A 16,061-nucleotide genomic window follows, 5' to 3' on the forward strand; every position below is an offset into this window, starting at 1 on the left:
ACTGACCAATGAATCTTTTTAGAACAGAAAAAATGGTAGAAGCATTGAGAAAAATAAATCCTAAAATATTGAAAGTTTTATCGACATATATCAAAATTCTGTTGTTATTATAGGAGGAAATCTATAATGAAAGCATTAAATCCTTCAAGCCTGGTTTTTGTTTTAGCAGTAATTGTTGTATATATTCTATTTACAACATGGTTAACAATGAGATTAAGAAGTAAATCCAGCGCGGAATTTAATAACGCAGCCAAAACATTGCCTGCGCTTGTAGTTGGAATCTTATTAATGTCAGAGTTTATCGGCACGAAATCAACAGTAGGGACTGCTGAATCATCATTTACTGGTGGTATCGCGGCTTCTTGGTCACTTATTACGGTAACAATTGCTTTTTTCCTCTTTTCATTCTTTTTGGTTAATAAATTTTATGGGACTGGAAAATATACTATTTCCGGTATAATTGAGCAAAAATTAGGAAGATCTACAAAAACGGTTGTATCAATTATTATGATAGCGGCTCTTTTACTTGTGAATCTAGGAAACTACTTGAGTGGTTCTGCGGCCATTGCTTCTTTGTTAGGTTTACCATTAATGACATGTGCTATTATTACAGCCATTGTCAGTACATTTTATTTTACATTTGGGGGAATGAAAGGGGTTGCTTGGGTAACCATTCTTCACTCATTCGTGAAATATGCGGGTGTCTTGATCACAGTAGGAGTGGCATTGTACCTTTGCGGTGGGTTCAAGCCTATCGTGCACGAACTGCCAAAAAGCTACTTTACATGGGATGGAACGATTGGTGGAGGGACTATTTTTGCATGGCTTATCGGGAATATGGGAGCTATTTTCTCTACACAATTTATTATTCAAGCCATTACGTCGTCAAAAAGTGCAAAAGCAGCTAAAAAATCAAGTTTATATGCAGCACTATTATGCTTGCCGCTTGCATTGGCAATCGGAGTGATTGGGGTATGTGCACGATATTTGTATCCAAATATCGATCCTATCTATGCGTTTCCAGTATTCTTAGAACATATGAATCCAGTATTAACAGCAATTGTAGCAACTTCCTTAGTAGCATCCATTTTCGTTGGGGTTTCAACCGTGGCTTTAGCTACAACAACATTAATTGTTGACGATTTTTATGTTCCAAAAGCTAAACCATCTCCAGAACAACAGATGAAGATGACTCGAATTATTTCTGTAGTTGTTGGTATCATTCCTTTACTTGGTGTGGTTTTAGCCCCAGAACTATTAACTTTATCTTTTTTCACTCGTGCATTGAGAACATCTATTGCTGTGGTAGCTGCAATGGGATTTTATCTTCCATTTTTTAGTTCAAACCGAGGTGCAACTATCGGCTTAGCAATGTCCGGTATTTTCACAACTGTATGGTATTTGCTAGGAAACCCTTTTGGTATTGACAATATGTATGTCGCTGTCATTACACCATTTATTGTGATGGTAATTGACCGATTTATCGGTGGAAAAGATAAAAAGTCTGAAAATACTGAATCCAATACTGTAGAATATATAGATGCAAAGTAGAAAATAGCTTAGTTTACGTTAATACGTTAAAAGGAGAGATATGTAATGAGTAATCAATCAACGACTATTGTAGCAGATGGAAAATTAAAAATGTGTCCAGACGGATTGGAACATGTAGAGGCATATATTCCCTCTGATTGTATACAAAATCATGCTTCTAATTTACTTGTGTTAGACAACGGTGACCTGTTATGCACTTGGTTTGGCGGCACACAAGAGGGAATAGCCGACATTCACATTTATCTATCAAGACTTAAAAAAGGCCAAAAAGAATGGAGTAAAGCTGTAAAACTTTCAGATGATCCCGCTCGTTCTGAGCAAAACCCCATTTTATTTCGTGCTCCAGACAATAAATTATGGTTATTGTACACGGCACAAAAATCCGGTAATCAAGACACAGCGATTGTAAGATATCGTATTTCGGAAGATGAAGGCTATTCGTGGGGACCTATTGAGACTTTATTTGATCAGCCAGGTACTTTTATTCGACAGCCTATTGTTGTATTAGATAACGGTGATTGGCTTTTACCTGTTTTCTATTGCATTACGCCTCCGGGACAAAAGTGGACAGGAAATAAAGATATAAGCGCGGTGAAAATCTCAAAAGATCAAGGTGAGTCTTGGGAAGAGTATGAAGTGCCTAATAGCTTAGGGTGTGTTCATATGAATATTGAAAAATTAGATGATGGTACGCTTTTAGCATTATTCCGCAGCCGCTGGGCTGATCATATTTATAGCAGCCGTTCAACTGATTACGGGAAAACGTGGAGCGAGCCCATTCCAACGCAGTTACCTAATAACAATTCTTCTATTCAATTCACAAAATTAAATAACGGGCATTTAGCGCTAATTTTTAACAATATGAACGCCGATAATTGTACGGAGCGCAGGCTGTCGCTTTATGATGAAATTGAAGATGAAGAGGGTACGGATATTCTGTCTGCTAATCAAGATACGCCTGAAAAAGATGATGAAGGCAGACAAGCATTTTGGGGAGCACCTAGAGCACCGATGACAGTTGCGATTTCAGAAGATGGAGGTAGAACATGGCCATATAAAAAGGATATTGAAATAGGGGATGGCTATGCAATGACCAATAATTCAAAAGAAAAATTAAATAGAGAATACTCATATCCTTCTATTAAACAAAGCGCTGATGGAAAAATTCATATCGCTTTTACGTATTTTAGACAAGCTATTAAATATGTATGTGTGTCAGAAGAATTCATAAAGTCTTAATAGCTTCATATACTTCGGAGGGATAAAGTATGCTGTTGGAAAACAAGATTGCGATTATTACAGGAGCTAGTAGAGGTATTGGAAAGGCTATCGCTTTAACTTTAGCTAAAAATGGTGCCTCATTAGTTATACACGGTACGAATCAGACTTTATTAAATGAATTAGCTTTACAGGTTGAGGACTTAGGTAGAGAATGTATTGTAAAAGCTGGGGACGTAGCAGATCCAAATGTTGCAACCGAGGTTGTAAGAGCTGCTGTAGAGCGTTTTGGAAAAATTGATATTTTAATAAATAATGCGGGTATCAATATGCGCAGCTCAACATTAGAAATGACTTTGGATGATTGGAAAAAGGTATTAGATGTTAATTTGAATGGAACTTTATATTTCTGTAAAGCCGTCTTACCTTATATGATAGAGCGAAACTATGGGAAAATTGTCAATGTAAGTTCTACAACAGCCAAAACAGCGCATAGAAATGCAGCGCCATCTTACGGAGCTTCAAAAGCTGCAGTTAACTACCTTACGATGCATTTAGCTTTAGAAATGGCGCATCATAATATTTTTGTAAATGCTGTATGTCCAGGTCCTGTAGAAACTGACATGAGCAATCAATGGACAGATGAATACAGGAAAGAAGTAACAAAGCGAATTCCGTTAAATAAGTTAGGAACTCCTCAAAATGTTGGGGAAAGCGTTTTGTTTTTAGCTTCAAGTATGTCTGATTTTATAACGGGTGAATCTATTAATGTGAATGGCGGAACGTACATGAATTAGGGAATGAAAAGCCTAGAGAGTTGACTATCTAGGCTTTTCAATTGTTTCTCTAAAGAATAGAATATAAACAGGTGATTAAAATGGAATTTTTAACAATCCTATTACCTATTTTCGGCATATTTACACTAGGTTTTATTGGGCAAAAGAAAATAGGGTTCGATACAAAAGCGATATCCACCATGGCGCTTTATTTAATGTCTCCGATATTAGTTTTTAGAACGTTTTATACGACAAAATTTCAGGTGGATTATTTATATCTTGCTTTTTATACGTTTGCCCTTTGTTTTACTTTAATTATAGTTGTATATATTGTGGCGTTTATTCAGAAGTATTCCACTCGAGAGACATGCGGAATGATATTAGCCTCTTCTTTTATGAACAATGGGAATTACGGTACTCCTGTGGTTTTACTAATCTTTGGAGTTTCAGGGCTTGACTGTGCAATCATTTTAATGGTTATTCAACAGCTGGCAATGTGTACAATTGGAGTCTACTACGCCGCAAAAGGAAGTGCAGAAGGAAATGGTATACGTTCAGCTATTCGTGCTGTTCAGCGCATGCCTGCTATATATAGCGCCTTTTTGGGAGCTTTTTTTCAATTTTCCAATATTCATTTAGGGAAATCAGTCCTCGAAGCGGTAGATTTAGTTGCGAATGCAGCAATTCCTACGGTTATGATTGTACTCGGCATGCAGCTGGCAAAAATATCAGTTAAAAATTTAGCCAAAAGCAAAGTTTCTTTATCGCTTATAATTAAACTGATCATTTCTCCTACCGTTGCTTATTTACTTACTTTGTTTCTTCCAGTTGATGACATGGTTAAACAGATTATGATTATTACGGCCGCTATGCCAACAGCAGCAAACACGACCATGTATGCGCTGCAATTTGATACTGAGCCAGAATTTGTTTCAAGTGCAACGCTTATTAGTACATCGTTGAGTTTAGCTACTTTACCCCTAATTTTTACAATTGTATTGTGAAAATCTTTTATGACTACGTAATTTTTATGTCATATGAACTTTTTTGACTACTTTTTACGATTTTATGACTTTTTTTGAATGAATTTGATTGTTTTTGATGATTTTTCGAATAATCTGATATATAATGAAAGCGTAAACAGTAAAACATGTCGGTTGGTTAAGAAAAACATCCACAAAAACTGGATTTGTTATTACATAAAATCAGACCTCTGTTTTTTTATAAAAATAAATAGAACTTGAGAAAGGGAGAATGAGAATGGACATATTGGATGCAAAAGTAGTGAATACAAAGTACGGTTTAGAAACATATCTGGATGTATCAGAAAGCGTAGAAATAAAAGAAATTCATATGCCAAGTTCAGAGAATCAATCTCATAAAATTAAATTTGGAATCAAGTATTTTCTTTTAAGAGAAGGAAAGTATTACGATAGCCAAAAAGGTTATTTCTGGCTTTGTATGAATCACGATTTTAGCAGCCTTATGCTGAGTGAAACGGAAACAGAGAGTTTGTTTGCAGTTAAAAGTAAAGAAGAAAGAGAAGCAACAAAAACGCTATTAGCAGAATGGTTTATCCAAACGAATGCGTATAAAGAAGTCATCAACGAATGTATCCATCAGATTAAAACGGAGAATATTCGTACAGAGGAAGACATCGAAGACCGCGTGGACGCTATACAATTTTTAGAAAAACTAAAGGTATTAACTGCAAAAGAGATTGAAAACGCTTCTATAGAAAATCTATATGCGCTGCAGCAAATTGGCTAGGCTATAGTTCGCGTACGCTGAAATGCAGATTGATGTACAACAATAAGGAGGAATAGTGAGATGAAATTTTTTATTGATACAGCAAACCTTGAGGATATTAAGAAAGCATATAAAGTTGGTGTTCTAGCAGGTGTAACAACCAATCCATCTTTAGTAGCAAAAGAAGGCGTAAGATTTGAAGACCGCATCGAAGAAATTCTTCAAATGGTACCGGAGGTTGAATCCGTTTCCGCTGAGGTAACGCCTGACGCACTTTCTGCTGAAGACATGATCGCTCAAGCTGAAGAACTGATTAAAATTAACGATGGAGATAAAAACATTACGATTAAGCTGCCTATGACATTAGCTGGCTTGGAAGCGACGCGCTACCTTGCAAAAAAAGGCGTAAAAACAAATGTAACCCTAATCTTTACAGTAAACCAAGCGCTTTTAGCAGCTCGTGCTGGAGCGACGTATGTTTCTCCATTTTTAGGACGTCTTGATGATATTTCAGAAGACGGAGTACAGCTGGTATCTAAAATTGCTGAGTTATTCCGCGTTCAAAACATCGACTCTCAAATTATCGCCGCATCTGTAAGACACCCGGATCATGTAACGCGCGTAGCACTTGCAGGGGCTCATATTGCCACAATTCCATACGCTGTTATTGAGCAATTAGCAAAACACCCGTTAACTGACCAAGGAATGGAAAAATTTGCAGCAGATTGGGAAAAAGCAGTTAAAGCTTAACAAAAAGTCATATCAAAAAAAAAAGCTTGGGATAAGCATAGCTTATCCCAAGCTTTTTTTCGTTTAACTCGCTAGTTTCTTTTTACGTAGCCGCTCTAAGCGGCGCTGCACGCTATTTCTTGAACGCCCGAGCAGCTGCCCAATTTCTCGCTGATTGCGCTTTTCCTGATAAAACATACGCCACAATTTAGCATCTTCTTCTGCTGTCCACTTTTTATGCTCGTATTTAGGGCGCTTGACATAGTCTAGCTTTCTTTGTTTATCCACCCACGCTGGTTCTGGAATAAGCGTATTTTTAGGTATTTTAAAAAAGTTAAGGCACGATTTATTTTGTTCAGCCCACTTCCAAAAAGATTGAATGTCAATTCCCATGAATGTTCTTGTCTTGGCGATGATCATTTTATACGGTAGATTCTCTTTATGAATCCACTTGTAAATTGTATGAACATCTACTTCGAGGCAGGCTGCTAGCTCACACGCTGTGATATGTCCTACGTGCGATTTAGCTCCATACACCTCTAAACGACTTAACCTCGATTCTAGTGCCTGCACACTTCGCTGCAATTTCGCTGATATGCGCGAAAGAGGTTTTATTCCGTAATACCTTAGCAAATATTCGTCTTCTTGTACGGTCCATCTTCGCATCGCAGTTTTTCGAGTTAAACCCAAAACTTTTATGCGCGTAGCAATAGAAGAAGGACTTCTGTCTAAGGAGTGTGCCATTTCACGGTTGTTCATGATATCAATGTTCTGCTGTAAAAAAGCATCTTGTTTCGGCGTCCACTTTTTACGTAAAGCGGTATCTGAAGCTCGAAGATTTAATCGAGTAAGCCGTTTATTAACCGATTCCTTACTTCTATGTAAATGCTCACCCATCTTTTGAAGCGTCATAACGCCATAGTGTTGGATAAGAAATTTATCTTCTTCTTTTGTCCATCGCTTTTGATTTTTACTCACTGTTGTCTCACTCCAATTCAAACGAAAAGCTCAAGATGAAAAAGTTGCTAGCAATCTATTTTACGAATGAGCAGTACCCATTCAGACTGATACTCACTGCATTCTAACCTGTATATATTTTATCATATTTCTACAGAAAAACCAAACGTGTGTTCTGTTTTTGTTTTAGTAAGCATTAAAGTAAGTAGAAGATTAGCTCCTTCCTTTAATAAAAGTCAATTGTGGTAAAATTGACTAGAATCGCAAGAATTTTTACATAACTGACAGCTCAGCATCATTACGTTGAGAAAGGGGAATGAGCATGAATTTTAATTTAAAAGAAGCGACCGAAATACTTGAGCGTACGCCTAAGACGCTTGAAAAACTTTTGTCGGGTCTATCTGCAGGGTGGCTGCAATGTAATGAAGGAGAAGGAACTTGGAGTACCTCGGAAGTAATAGAACATTTAATAGAAGCAGAAAAAAACAATTGGATACCAAGGCTAAAATTCATCCTTCAAGAAGGAAAAGGAGGAGCTTTCCCTCCATTTGATCGCTATGCTCATTTAAACAAGGAATCTACTAGTTCTATTGAAGAAAAGCTTCTTGAATTCAACATGATAAGAATGCAGAATTTACAACAACTAAAACTGTTAATTAAGCCTGAAAAGCATCTTGAAGTGAGAGGAGAACACCCGGAGTTTGGGGAAGTAAAAGTCAGAGAGTTGCTCTCGACTTGGGTTGCTCACGATTTAACGCATATTGCCCAAATTATTCGAGTAATGGCAGAACGATACAGAGAAGATGTAGGACCTTGGGAAGAATACTTAGGAATACTAAAGAAATAGGAATGACAAACAGTAGCCAGCCTTTATCATTGAAGCTTGAATTAGGAAATGTACACGATTACAATAAAATGAGAATAATGAAGATTCAGGAAAGATTGCAGAGGGAACTATAAGAACATATCCCATGTGTATAACATGTAGGGTCCGTTAAGCAATTTACGAATAAAAAGAGGATTGGACTGATTAAAAATGAAAGTGAATTTTGAGAAATTTGGCGAACTAAACAATCAAGCTGTACATGCTTATACCTTATTAAATGATGAAGGGCTTAAAATCACCTGCCTTGACTATGGATGTGTGATATCAAATATTGAAATGCCGGATTCTGAAGGGAAGATTGAAAGTGTTGTCTTGGGATTTGATTCAATAGAAGAATACCAAAAGTATTCTCCTTATTTCGGAGCTGTGGTCGGACGCGTAGCAGGACGTATAGGGGGAGCGGAGTTTCAGCTTAATGATGAAACCTATCGTCTAGAGAAAAATGAAGGAAATAACCATTTGCATGGCGGTTCAGAAGGGTTTAGCCACAAAATATGGCATGCAAAAACAATCGAGGCAAGTGATCACGTAGGTATTGAATTTACATATGTAAGTAAAGACGGAGAAGAAGGGTACCCTGGCAATCTTGAAGTGAAAGTTACGTATACGTTGACTAATAAAAATGAGTTTCATATCTCTTACGAAGGAACAACAGATCAAGACACTCTTATCAATTTAACAAACCATACGTATTTCAATTTAAGCGGAAATCTAAAGGAAACGGTCTTAGATCATGTTTTAAAGCTGAAAAGTAACGAATTCTTAGAGCTGAATGATGATCTTTTACCTACTGGAGAAACGATAAGTGTCACAGATACCCCATTTGATTTTAGAGAAGGACATAGCCTCAAGGAAGGAGTGGAATCTACACATCCGCAAAATGTATTAGTTGGTAAAGGATACGATCATCCATTTCTTTTAGAAGCAGAAGCTGAAAATCAGATGTCATTATTTGATCCAGCAAGCGGTCGCAAAATAGAAGTCAAAACGGATCAGCCTTCAGTTGTTCTCTATACGGGAAATCATCTAGACGAAGAATTTGAAATTAGAGGGGTTCACTCAGAGAAATACCTCGGTGTTTGCTTGGAAACACAAGGTTTACCAGACGCTATTCATCATAAGCATTTTCCTTCTTGTGTATTAAAGCCTGGTGAGAAATATGAAGCATCTACTCACTATACATTTATAACTGATTGCAGCCTGTAACAAAACGGAATGATAAAAAGGATTACAAACGAGCCTCTGCCGATTGTAATCCTTTTTTATTCTTACTTTTTCTTTTGGCTTTTTGCACGATTAGCGTCAAGCTCAGCCGCATATTCTTCTTGAGACTTTCCTTGCTTTTGACTCTCAGACTGAATCTTTTTAAATTTGTTATCGTTTAAATTTGGCATATTAGCACCTCCTTGCAGACAGGGTTATTTTGTACAAACATTAAGGATTTATATGCTAAAAAGTTTTAATGAACTTGATTAGAAATTTCGCTTAATGCTGCACCGGCTTCATCAACATATACGTTCACGGTCGCAAGGTCACCGATTGCACAGATTCCAACCATATTATTATTCTCCACTACAATAATGCGGCGAATTTGATGATCGGCCATCATACGTGCACATTCATGAATATCCGTATCTGGAGAACAAGTAATCACATCTTTAGTCATACAATCATGGCAATGCACAGTGTTGCAATCTTTTCCATCCGCCACGCAGTTTAACACGATATCACGGTCTGTGATCATTCCCATTACTCGATTTTCTTGACACACTGGCACAGACCCACAATTAATATCACGCATTAATTTTGCTGCAGCTGTTACTGGGTCGTGCGGTGCACAAGCTTTCACATCTTTAGTCATAACTTCACGTACTGTAGTCATTTTTAATTCCTCCTTTTAATTAAACATTCACCTCCGTATTTTCTCCATGCACATGCAGAATATGAGAATCAATAATTTCCTGAAAGCAAAAAATCTTGTAATAAAAGACGAATAAAAGAACGAACGCAGTGTAATAAACACATAAAAAAGAGCCTATTACACAAACTAAAGAGAATATGATTTAGCTTACATTTTCGTAACGGCAGGAGTTGGGTACATAATGAAAGGAAAGTTAACGCTTTTGGCAGTACTTTTATTGCCTTGGCTGTCTATAATAAAAGTTGATAAATTTGTCTTTAAAAGATACCTACCTGTTTTAACATTTAGTTCATTAGTTATTGCTTTTATCAGTGAGTTATCTAAAAGCTTTACATGGTGGAAAGTGAGGAAACCTCTTTTCCCTAAACTTTCAAGCGACGTTTCTTTTATATTTGGACCGTTTTTTATAGCTAATTTTTGGGTATTCAAGCTGACCTATGGGAATTTCAAAAAATATTTGTTAATTAACATCCTATTTGACTATCTATTTGCTTATCCCTTGACCAGTTTGGCAGAAAAACTGAAGGTATATAAAATGGTAAACATGACGCGCTTTCAACTTTTTCTCATCTCGATTGCGACTGCTTTTATTAATTATTTGTATCAGCATTTTATAGAAGATGTTTTAAGGCAGAGAAGACAATAGGTGATAGTTCGTTAACGAGCTCATCGGCATTTAAGTGTCGCTTACTGCCAATTGTAAATGGTATTGAAGACCTTCAAGTGTACTACATAAATACTTAGCAAAGATACTAAAAGTCCAATAAATAGTGGAATAACAAAAAGAGAAGCGTGACGGAGAAGGTAAATCTCTTTCACGTTTCTCTGCTTTATTACGTACATAACCTTTATTTGTAAACCGTCATGGGCAAGTATGTTAAAGATTGACCCGTAGCTGAAGCTGTTAAATGCGGTTCTAATTCAAAATCTTCAAATGGTTCGATATGAGAAAAGGCCTCTAAAAATGCTTCTAAGATAATTGTCATTTCAAGTCGTGCAAGAGGGGCGCCCAAACAAAAATGAGGTCCGTTTCCGAACGTTAAGTGCTTTTTATTAGTTGGACGATGAATGTCTACAGAAAAAGGGTTTTCAAACATATTTTCATCCATATTACACGCACTCATCCACGCAATAACGACATCTCCTTTTTTTAGTTTAACGCCTAATAGCTCGTTATCTTGTTTAACCGTGCGATCTCGTCTGGAGATATGAAACCGATATCGAAGCATTTCTTCTATGGCTTTTGGAGCTAATTCTCTATTGTTTCTCAGCTCGCTGTATAACGACTCGTCGTCATATAAAAAAGAATAAAACATATTTGCAATGGCGTGACTTGTGGTTTCAACGCCTGCACCTAGAAGCAGCATGGTAGCGTGTACAATTTCTTCATCTGTGAATGTTTCACCATCAACTTCGGCTTGAATTAAGTCTGAAATAATATCATCAGAAAGGTTGGAGCGCTTTTCAACGACAATCGGGTAGAGATATTGAAAATATTCAGCTCCTGCACGTTGCTTTTCTTGTTCAATCTCTTTTAATCTTTCTTGGTCATAAGGCTGAAAAAGAATATCTACCCACTTTTTGAACTGATATCGGTCTTTTACCGGTACGCCGAATAAATCTGCTATAACTAAACTAGGAAAAGGAGAAGATAAATCTTCAACAATATTAATAGTTGCATTTTTTTGTATCGCTTCTACAAGGCCTGCTGCAATTTGTTTGATTCGCGGCTCCCAGTTCTTTAAACTGCGAGGAGTAAAGGCGGCAGCAAGCAAAGATCGCGCTTTCCGGTGGTCAGGAGGATTTAAGTTTGTAAGGTTGGTGATTGGAGATGTGCTTTTTTTCTTGCTATTATCTCCAACAAAAATAGTGGTTCTTTGTCCATCGCTTGAAAAAAATTCGTAGTTGCTCAAGACTTGTTTAACATGTTCGTATTGGAATACATTCCATGTGTTTGTTTCTTCATGAAAATAAACGGGGGAGTTGTTCAACATTTCTTTATACCATTGGATAGGGAAAAACTCTTCTGCACGTGATTGAAATTTTGGAATTTCTGTAACGGGAATGACTTCTTTGTTCATATGATCTTATTCCTCCTTCAGAATAGGTATAGATTTGGAATTTACTAACTACATAGCGCTCAGTAGTTGTCACTTGCTAGATAAATAGTTACTTTGTCGAATCAACCTATACTATTAGTACATTTTTATACTAAATGTATAAAAATGTACTAATAGTATATAATTATTTTTACTTGGTTATCAAGGAAAAAGGATAAAATTAACGTAGGAAAAGGCAGATAAGTTATACTAAATAAAAAGTAAATTGTAAACAGAGGAGTAACAGAAATGAATCAAAAACAGCTCGATATTTTAGGGCATACGCACCAGCTTTTTATGGAAAAAGGATACGTAGACACTTCGGTACAAGATATATTAGAAAGAAGCGGGATTTCAAAAGGAACATTTTATAAATATTTCTCATCTAAAAGCGAACTGCTTATTTCATTACTTTCGTCTCTGCAAGAATCACTTATTCTACAAAGAGAAAAAGTAGCCATTGAATATAGAGAGGATAATCAGAAGGGATTTCAAGAACAGATGATCTTTATGATGAACTTTGCAGAGCAAAACAAAATTCCTGAAATGATTGAAAGTACACTCGTTTTAAATGAAGTTAAAACATTTCATTATATAGAGGAATTAAAAGCTGCAACATTCAACTGGATATATGAACGTTTTCAGCAGGTTTTTCCATCTAAGACTTCTCCTTATTTATTTGATGGAGCTGTGCTGCTAGAAGGAATGCTTAACAATATGTTTAAAATGAACAAAGCGATGGACTATCCATTACCTATTGAACAAATTGTCCATTATTGCATGAAGCGTACAGAGGAAATCATAATCGAAGTAGCAGAACAAAAAGAACAGTTATTTAACCCTTCCGTTTACTCTGCGGTATTTAATAAGAAAACAGAAAGTCATTTTTCGACAGATCTGACGCGTGTAACTGCGAAGTTAAAACGGGTGATTGAAAATAAATTAACAAATGAAGAGGAACGAAAGAGAAGTCTAGAATTTGTTACGTTTATATCGGATGAATTGCTGCAAAATGATACGGAGCCTCGCACATTCATTATTCAGAGTTCTCTTTTATCGCTAGAGAAAATCAATACTCTCGCCCAGACCAAAGAGCTAGAGGAATATAAGGAAGTCGTAACTACTCTGACAAGACATTCTTCATAATTTAAAAAGCACATGAGCTAAACTAACAGTCAAGGCTCTGCGTCATATAAGAAAGAGAAGATTGCCTATAAAACATATAAACAGCCAGTTGCCGTTATGATAGGTGACTGGCTGCATGGGATGAAAAGGTGAGGGTGGAGACAGACATAACACTCTTAATAGAAGAGGGTAATTCTTTCCCTTTTATAGAAAATCAATTAATCGAAAGTAGCTCCTTCATTCTTAAGATCAAACGTGATATAGTTTGCTAACCTTTGCGTTCACTTAACTAACTTATAGGGGTAACACTTAAAAAAGAATCAATAACGATAGAAACCGCTCCTAAAGCAGGTGCATTTTTTCCTAACGAAGAAGGCAGTAGTTCACATTTATTGTCTAAATGAGAATGGACTCTAGAAGAAACTTCGTTTTTAATCGTATTTAAAACAATGGGATGAGATTCAATTATATGATTTCTCAAGATAACAGCTTCTACATCAAATGTATTAAGAATATTGGTTAATCCAATTCCGATATAAAAGCCAAAGTTTTGAAGTGCATTTAACATTTCTACATCATTTTTATTTGCGCGTTCCACAATCTCTTTTCGAGAAATATTCTTTTCTTCTTTAGAGAGCGAAGCCAGTAACGCTTTTTCAGAAGCATATAATTCCCAACAGCCTCGATTTCCACAGCTACATTTGGGGCCATTAAAATCTATCGTCATATGACCCATTTCCCCAGAAAAACCCTGAACACCTTTATACAATTCGTTGTTAATAACAAGTCCAGTTCCAATTCCGACATTAATACTGATGTAAACGATGTTTTCATAGTTTTTTGTCATACCAAATACTTTTTCACCGTATGCTCCTGCATTAGCTTCATTTTCAACAAAAACTGGAACATTAAACTCACTCTCAATTAAAAACTGCAAATCTTTGATATTCCAATTTAAGTTAGGCATGAAAATAATTTGCTGATGACGATCTACAAGGCCTGGAACACAAATTCCTATTCCGACTAGACCATAAGGGGACTCAGGCATATGGGTTACAAAACCATGAATAAGTGCAAATAAAATCTCTTTTACTTCACTAGCGGAAGAACTAGACAAGTCAGAAGTCTTCTCGAGAATAATATTTCCTTCTAAGTCGGTTAGAATTCCGTTAAGATAGTCGACTCCTATATCAATACCAATCGAGTAGCCTGCATTCTTATTAAAAACAAGCATTACAGGTCTTCTGCCGCCTCTAGATTGCCCTGCCCCAATTTCAAAAATAAAATCTTTTTCAAGCAGGGTATTTACTTGGGAGGAGACAGTTGACTTGTTTAATCCTGTAATCTCAGAGAGAGTTACCCTGGAGACAGGGGAGTTCTTTAAAATTTCATCTAATATTAATTTTTGATTCATTTTTTTTACTAAAGCTTGATCTGCAATTTGAATAATAACCACTCCTTTGTTTATCTATCGAACTAAGTTGGCGTTTTTAGAAGGTTGAATTAGATATTTAAAAGTATCATATCTAATATTATAACTAAATTTTCTAAAAAAAACATTGAAATAAACATTTATTTTGTATATGATGAGATAAAGTTAGTTTATTGGATAAACAAACTAACTCAAATAAGATAGTTGATGGATAAACTTGTTCACTTAAATCAAAGGGGGAAATGACAAATGGTCCAAACTAGTACTAATAAAATTAATTTTTTTGAAAGCGTAAACAAAACTTTATATGAAGGTAAAGATTCTAAAAATCCTTTAGCTTTTAAATACTATAACCCTGAAGAAGTAGTAGGCGGTAAAACGATGAAAGATCAGCTGCGTTTTTCTGTTGCTTACTGGCACACGTTTACAGCAGATGGTACGGATCCTTTTGGCGCAGCTACTATGCAAAGATCTTGGGATAGATATGATGGAATGGATTTAGCAAAAGCGAGAGTTGAGGCAGCTTTTCAACTTTTTGAAACATTAAATGTTCCATTCTTCGCATTTCATGATCGAGACATTGCTCCTGAGGGCAGTACGTTGCAAGAAACAAATAAAAATCTTGATGTTATCGTCACTATGATCAAAGAATACATGCAAACAAGTAACGTAAAGCTATTATGGAACACAGCGAATATGTTTACAAATCCCCGGTTCGTTCATGGTGCAGCTACTTCTTGTAATGCAGATGTATTTGCTTATGCAGCGGCTCAAGTAAAAAAGGGGCTTGAAACAGCAAAAGAACTAGGCGCAGAAAATTATGTATTCTGGGGCGGCCGTGAGGGATATGAAACACTACTTAACACAAATTTACAGTTAGAGTTAGATAACTTAGCTAGATTTATGCATATGGCTGTAGATTACGCAACCGAAATTGGATATACGGGGCAGTTTTTAATTGAACCTAAACCTAAAGAGCCTACGACACATCAGTATGATACCGATGCAGCAACAACTATTTCATTTTTAAGACAATACGGATTAGATAAATACTTCAAACTTAATCTAGAAGCTAACCACGCAACGTTAGCTGGGCATACATTTGAACACGAATTACGAGTAGCTAGAGTACAAGGCTTCTTAGGATCGGTGGATGCAAACCAAGGTGACCCTCTTTTAGGCTGGGATACAGATGAATTCCCAACGGATTTATATTCTACAACGCTAGCAATGTATGAAATCCTGCAAAATGGAGGGCTGGGAAGCGGAGGATTAAACTTTGATGCCAAAGTACGCAGAGGTTCTTTTGAACAAGACGATTTACTCTATGCTCATGTAGCAGGAATGGATGCGTTTGCTCGAGGATTGAAAGTAGCACATAAATTAGTAGAAGATCGTGTTTTCGAAAATGTTATCAACGAGCGCTACAGCAGCTTTAAAGAGGGAATTGGGCTTGAGATTGTGGAAGGAAAAGCTAACTTCCATACACTGGAGCAGTACGCGTTTAAAAATCCGAATATTGTGAATAAATCAGGAAGACAAGAACGATTAAAGGCCATTTTAAATCAATATATTTTGGAAGTTTAAAGGACAAACGAGAGTAGAAGCGATTTCTACT

The 16,061-nt window shown here is 36.4% G+C and carries 16 protein-coding genes; 11 read left to right on the top strand and 5 right to left on the bottom strand.

The window, feature by feature from the left end:
* The first annotated feature begins 126 nt into the window (after nt 1-126).
* The 6 genes from WKH56_RS28140 (at nt 127) to fsa (ending at nt 6,044) form a co-directional block, all read left to right on the top strand.
* On the top strand, nt 127-1,551 hold the full coding sequence (locus WKH56_RS28140; RefSeq protein ID WP_342837127.1) for a sodium:solute symporter family protein: 1,425 nt from the start codon (nt 127-129) through the stop codon (nt 1,549-1,551).
* 45 nt (nt 1,552-1,596) lie between these two features.
* On the top strand, nt 1,597-2,790 hold the full coding sequence (locus WKH56_RS28145) for a sialidase family protein (protein WP_168760647.1): 1,194 nt from the start codon (nt 1,597-1,599) through the stop codon (nt 2,788-2,790).
* A gap of 29 nt (nt 2,791-2,819) precedes the next feature.
* A complete protein-coding gene (locus WKH56_RS28150) occupies nt 2,820-3,566 on the top strand; it encodes an SDR family NAD(P)-dependent oxidoreductase (RefSeq protein ID WP_033578703.1) in 747 nt (248 codons plus the stop codon).
* A gap of 80 nt (nt 3,567-3,646) precedes the next feature.
* Nucleotides 3,647-4,549, top strand: a complete 903-nt coding sequence (locus tag WKH56_RS28155; protein WP_168760648.1) for an AEC family transporter — start codon at nt 3,647-3,649, stop codon at nt 4,547-4,549.
* A gap of 256 nt (nt 4,550-4,805) precedes the next feature.
* Nucleotides 4,806-5,315, top strand: coding sequence for a hypothetical protein (locus tag WKH56_RS28160; RefSeq protein ID WP_063247220.1), 510 nt, complete (start codon nt 4,806-4,808; stop codon nt 5,313-5,315).
* Between the two features lie 60 nt (nt 5,316-5,375).
* Nucleotides 5,376-6,044: a fructose-6-phosphate aldolase gene (gene fsa / locus WKH56_RS28165; protein WP_013082751.1), complete on the top strand. Its 669-nt coding sequence runs from the start codon at nt 5,376-5,378 to the stop codon at nt 6,042-6,044.
* Between the two features lie 63 nt (nt 6,045-6,107).
* Here the strand turns inward: fsa and WKH56_RS28170 are convergent, their stop codons facing one another.
* Nucleotides 6,108-7,001, bottom strand: a complete 894-nt coding sequence (locus WKH56_RS28170) for a sigma-70 RNA polymerase sigma factor region 4 domain-containing protein (protein ID WP_063247221.1) — start codon at nt 6,999-7,001, stop codon at nt 6,108-6,110.
* A 301-nt stretch (nt 7,002-7,302) separates the two neighbouring features.
* On the opposite strand from WKH56_RS28170, the gene WKH56_RS28175 reads away from it, so the two are divergent.
* Nucleotides 7,303-7,827: a DinB family protein gene (locus tag WKH56_RS28175; protein ID WP_221833547.1), complete on the top strand. Its 525-nt coding sequence runs from the start codon at nt 7,303-7,305 to the stop codon at nt 7,825-7,827.
* A 189-nt stretch (nt 7,828-8,016) separates the two neighbouring features.
* Nucleotides 8,017-9,072, top strand: coding sequence for an aldose epimerase family protein (locus tag WKH56_RS28180; protein WP_221833545.1), 1,056 nt, complete (start codon nt 8,017-8,019; stop codon nt 9,070-9,072).
* A gap of 62 nt (nt 9,073-9,134) precedes the next feature.
* Here WKH56_RS28180 and WKH56_RS28185 read toward each other — a convergent pair whose 3' ends face one another.
* Nucleotides 9,135-9,260: a hypothetical protein gene (locus WKH56_RS28185; RefSeq protein WP_013056562.1), complete on the bottom strand. Its 126-nt coding sequence runs from the start codon at nt 9,258-9,260 to the stop codon at nt 9,135-9,137.
* 65 nt (nt 9,261-9,325) lie between these two features.
* A complete protein-coding gene (locus WKH56_RS28190; RefSeq protein WP_013056563.1) occupies nt 9,326-9,748 on the bottom strand; it encodes a CBS domain-containing protein in 423 nt (140 codons plus the stop codon).
* Between the two features lie 220 nt (nt 9,749-9,968).
* Between WKH56_RS28190 and WKH56_RS28195 the strand changes: the two genes are divergently transcribed.
* Complete coding sequence (locus WKH56_RS28195; protein ID WP_099330852.1) at nt 9,969-10,433, top strand: hypothetical protein; 465 nt, start codon at nt 9,969-9,971, stop codon at nt 10,431-10,433.
* A 202-nt stretch (nt 10,434-10,635) separates the two neighbouring features.
* Here the strand turns inward: WKH56_RS28195 and WKH56_RS28200 are convergent, their stop codons facing one another.
* Complete coding sequence (locus WKH56_RS28200; protein ID WP_221833541.1) at nt 10,636-11,868, bottom strand: cytochrome P450; 1,233 nt, start codon at nt 11,866-11,868, stop codon at nt 10,636-10,638.
* Between the two features lie 267 nt (nt 11,869-12,135).
* On the opposite strand from WKH56_RS28200, the gene WKH56_RS28205 reads away from it, so the two are divergent.
* Nucleotides 12,136-13,032, top strand: a complete 897-nt coding sequence (locus tag WKH56_RS28205) for a TetR/AcrR family transcriptional regulator (protein ID WP_221833539.1) — start codon at nt 12,136-12,138, stop codon at nt 13,030-13,032.
* 268 nt (nt 13,033-13,300) lie between these two features.
* On the opposite strand, the gene xylR is transcribed toward WKH56_RS28205, so the two are convergent.
* Complete coding sequence (gene xylR / locus WKH56_RS28210) at nt 13,301-14,458, bottom strand: transcriptional repressor XylR (RefSeq protein ID WP_275211814.1); 1,158 nt, start codon at nt 14,456-14,458, stop codon at nt 13,301-13,303.
* A 234-nt stretch (nt 14,459-14,692) separates the two neighbouring features.
* Between xylR and xylA the strand changes: the two genes are divergently transcribed.
* Complete coding sequence (xylA, locus tag WKH56_RS28215; RefSeq protein WP_034264614.1) at nt 14,693-16,030, top strand: xylose isomerase; 1,338 nt, start codon at nt 14,693-14,695, stop codon at nt 16,028-16,030.
* Nucleotides 16,031-16,061 lie beyond the last annotated feature (31 nt).

It is taken from the genome of Priestia sp. SB1, assembly GCF_038898415.1.

Coding starts and splice junctions, on each gene's coding strand:
- WKH56_RS28140 (WP_342837127.1), top strand. CDS start 127: ATGAAAGCATTAAATCCTTCAAGCCTGGTTTTTGTTTTAGCAGTAATT.
- WKH56_RS28145 (WP_168760647.1), top strand. CDS start 1,597: ATGAGTAATCAATCAACGACTATTGTAGCAGATGGAAAATTAAAAATG.
- WKH56_RS28150 (WP_033578703.1), top strand. CDS start 2,820: ATGCTGTTGGAAAACAAGATTGCGATTATTACAGGAGCTAGTAGAGGT.
- WKH56_RS28155 (WP_168760648.1), top strand. CDS start 3,647: ATGGAATTTTTAACAATCCTATTACCTATTTTCGGCATATTTACACTA.
- WKH56_RS28160 (WP_063247220.1), top strand. CDS start 4,806: ATGGACATATTGGATGCAAAAGTAGTGAATACAAAGTACGGTTTAGAA.
- fsa (WP_013082751.1), top strand. CDS start 5,376: ATGAAATTTTTTATTGATACAGCAAACCTTGAGGATATTAAGAAAGCA.
- WKH56_RS28175 (WP_221833547.1), top strand. CDS start 7,303: ATGAATTTTAATTTAAAAGAAGCGACCGAAATACTTGAGCGTACGCCT.
- WKH56_RS28180 (WP_221833545.1), top strand. CDS start 8,017: ATGAAAGTGAATTTTGAGAAATTTGGCGAACTAAACAATCAAGCTGTA.
- WKH56_RS28185 (WP_013056562.1), bottom strand. CDS start 9,260: ATGCCAAATTTAAACGATAACAAATTTAAAAAGATTCAGTCTGAGAGT.
- WKH56_RS28190 (WP_013056563.1), bottom strand. CDS start 9,748: ATGACTACAGTACGTGAAGTTATGACTAAAGATGTGAAAGCTTGTGCA.
- WKH56_RS28195 (WP_099330852.1), top strand. CDS start 9,969: ATGAAAGGAAAGTTAACGCTTTTGGCAGTACTTTTATTGCCTTGGCTG.
- WKH56_RS28200 (WP_221833541.1), bottom strand. CDS start 11,868: ATGAACAAAGAAGTCATTCCCGTTACAGAAATTCCAAAATTTCAATCA.
- WKH56_RS28205 (WP_221833539.1), top strand. CDS start 12,136: ATGAATCAAAAACAGCTCGATATTTTAGGGCATACGCACCAGCTTTTT.
- xylA (WP_034264614.1), top strand. CDS start 14,693: ATGGTCCAAACTAGTACTAATAAAATTAATTTTTTTGAAAGCGTAAAC.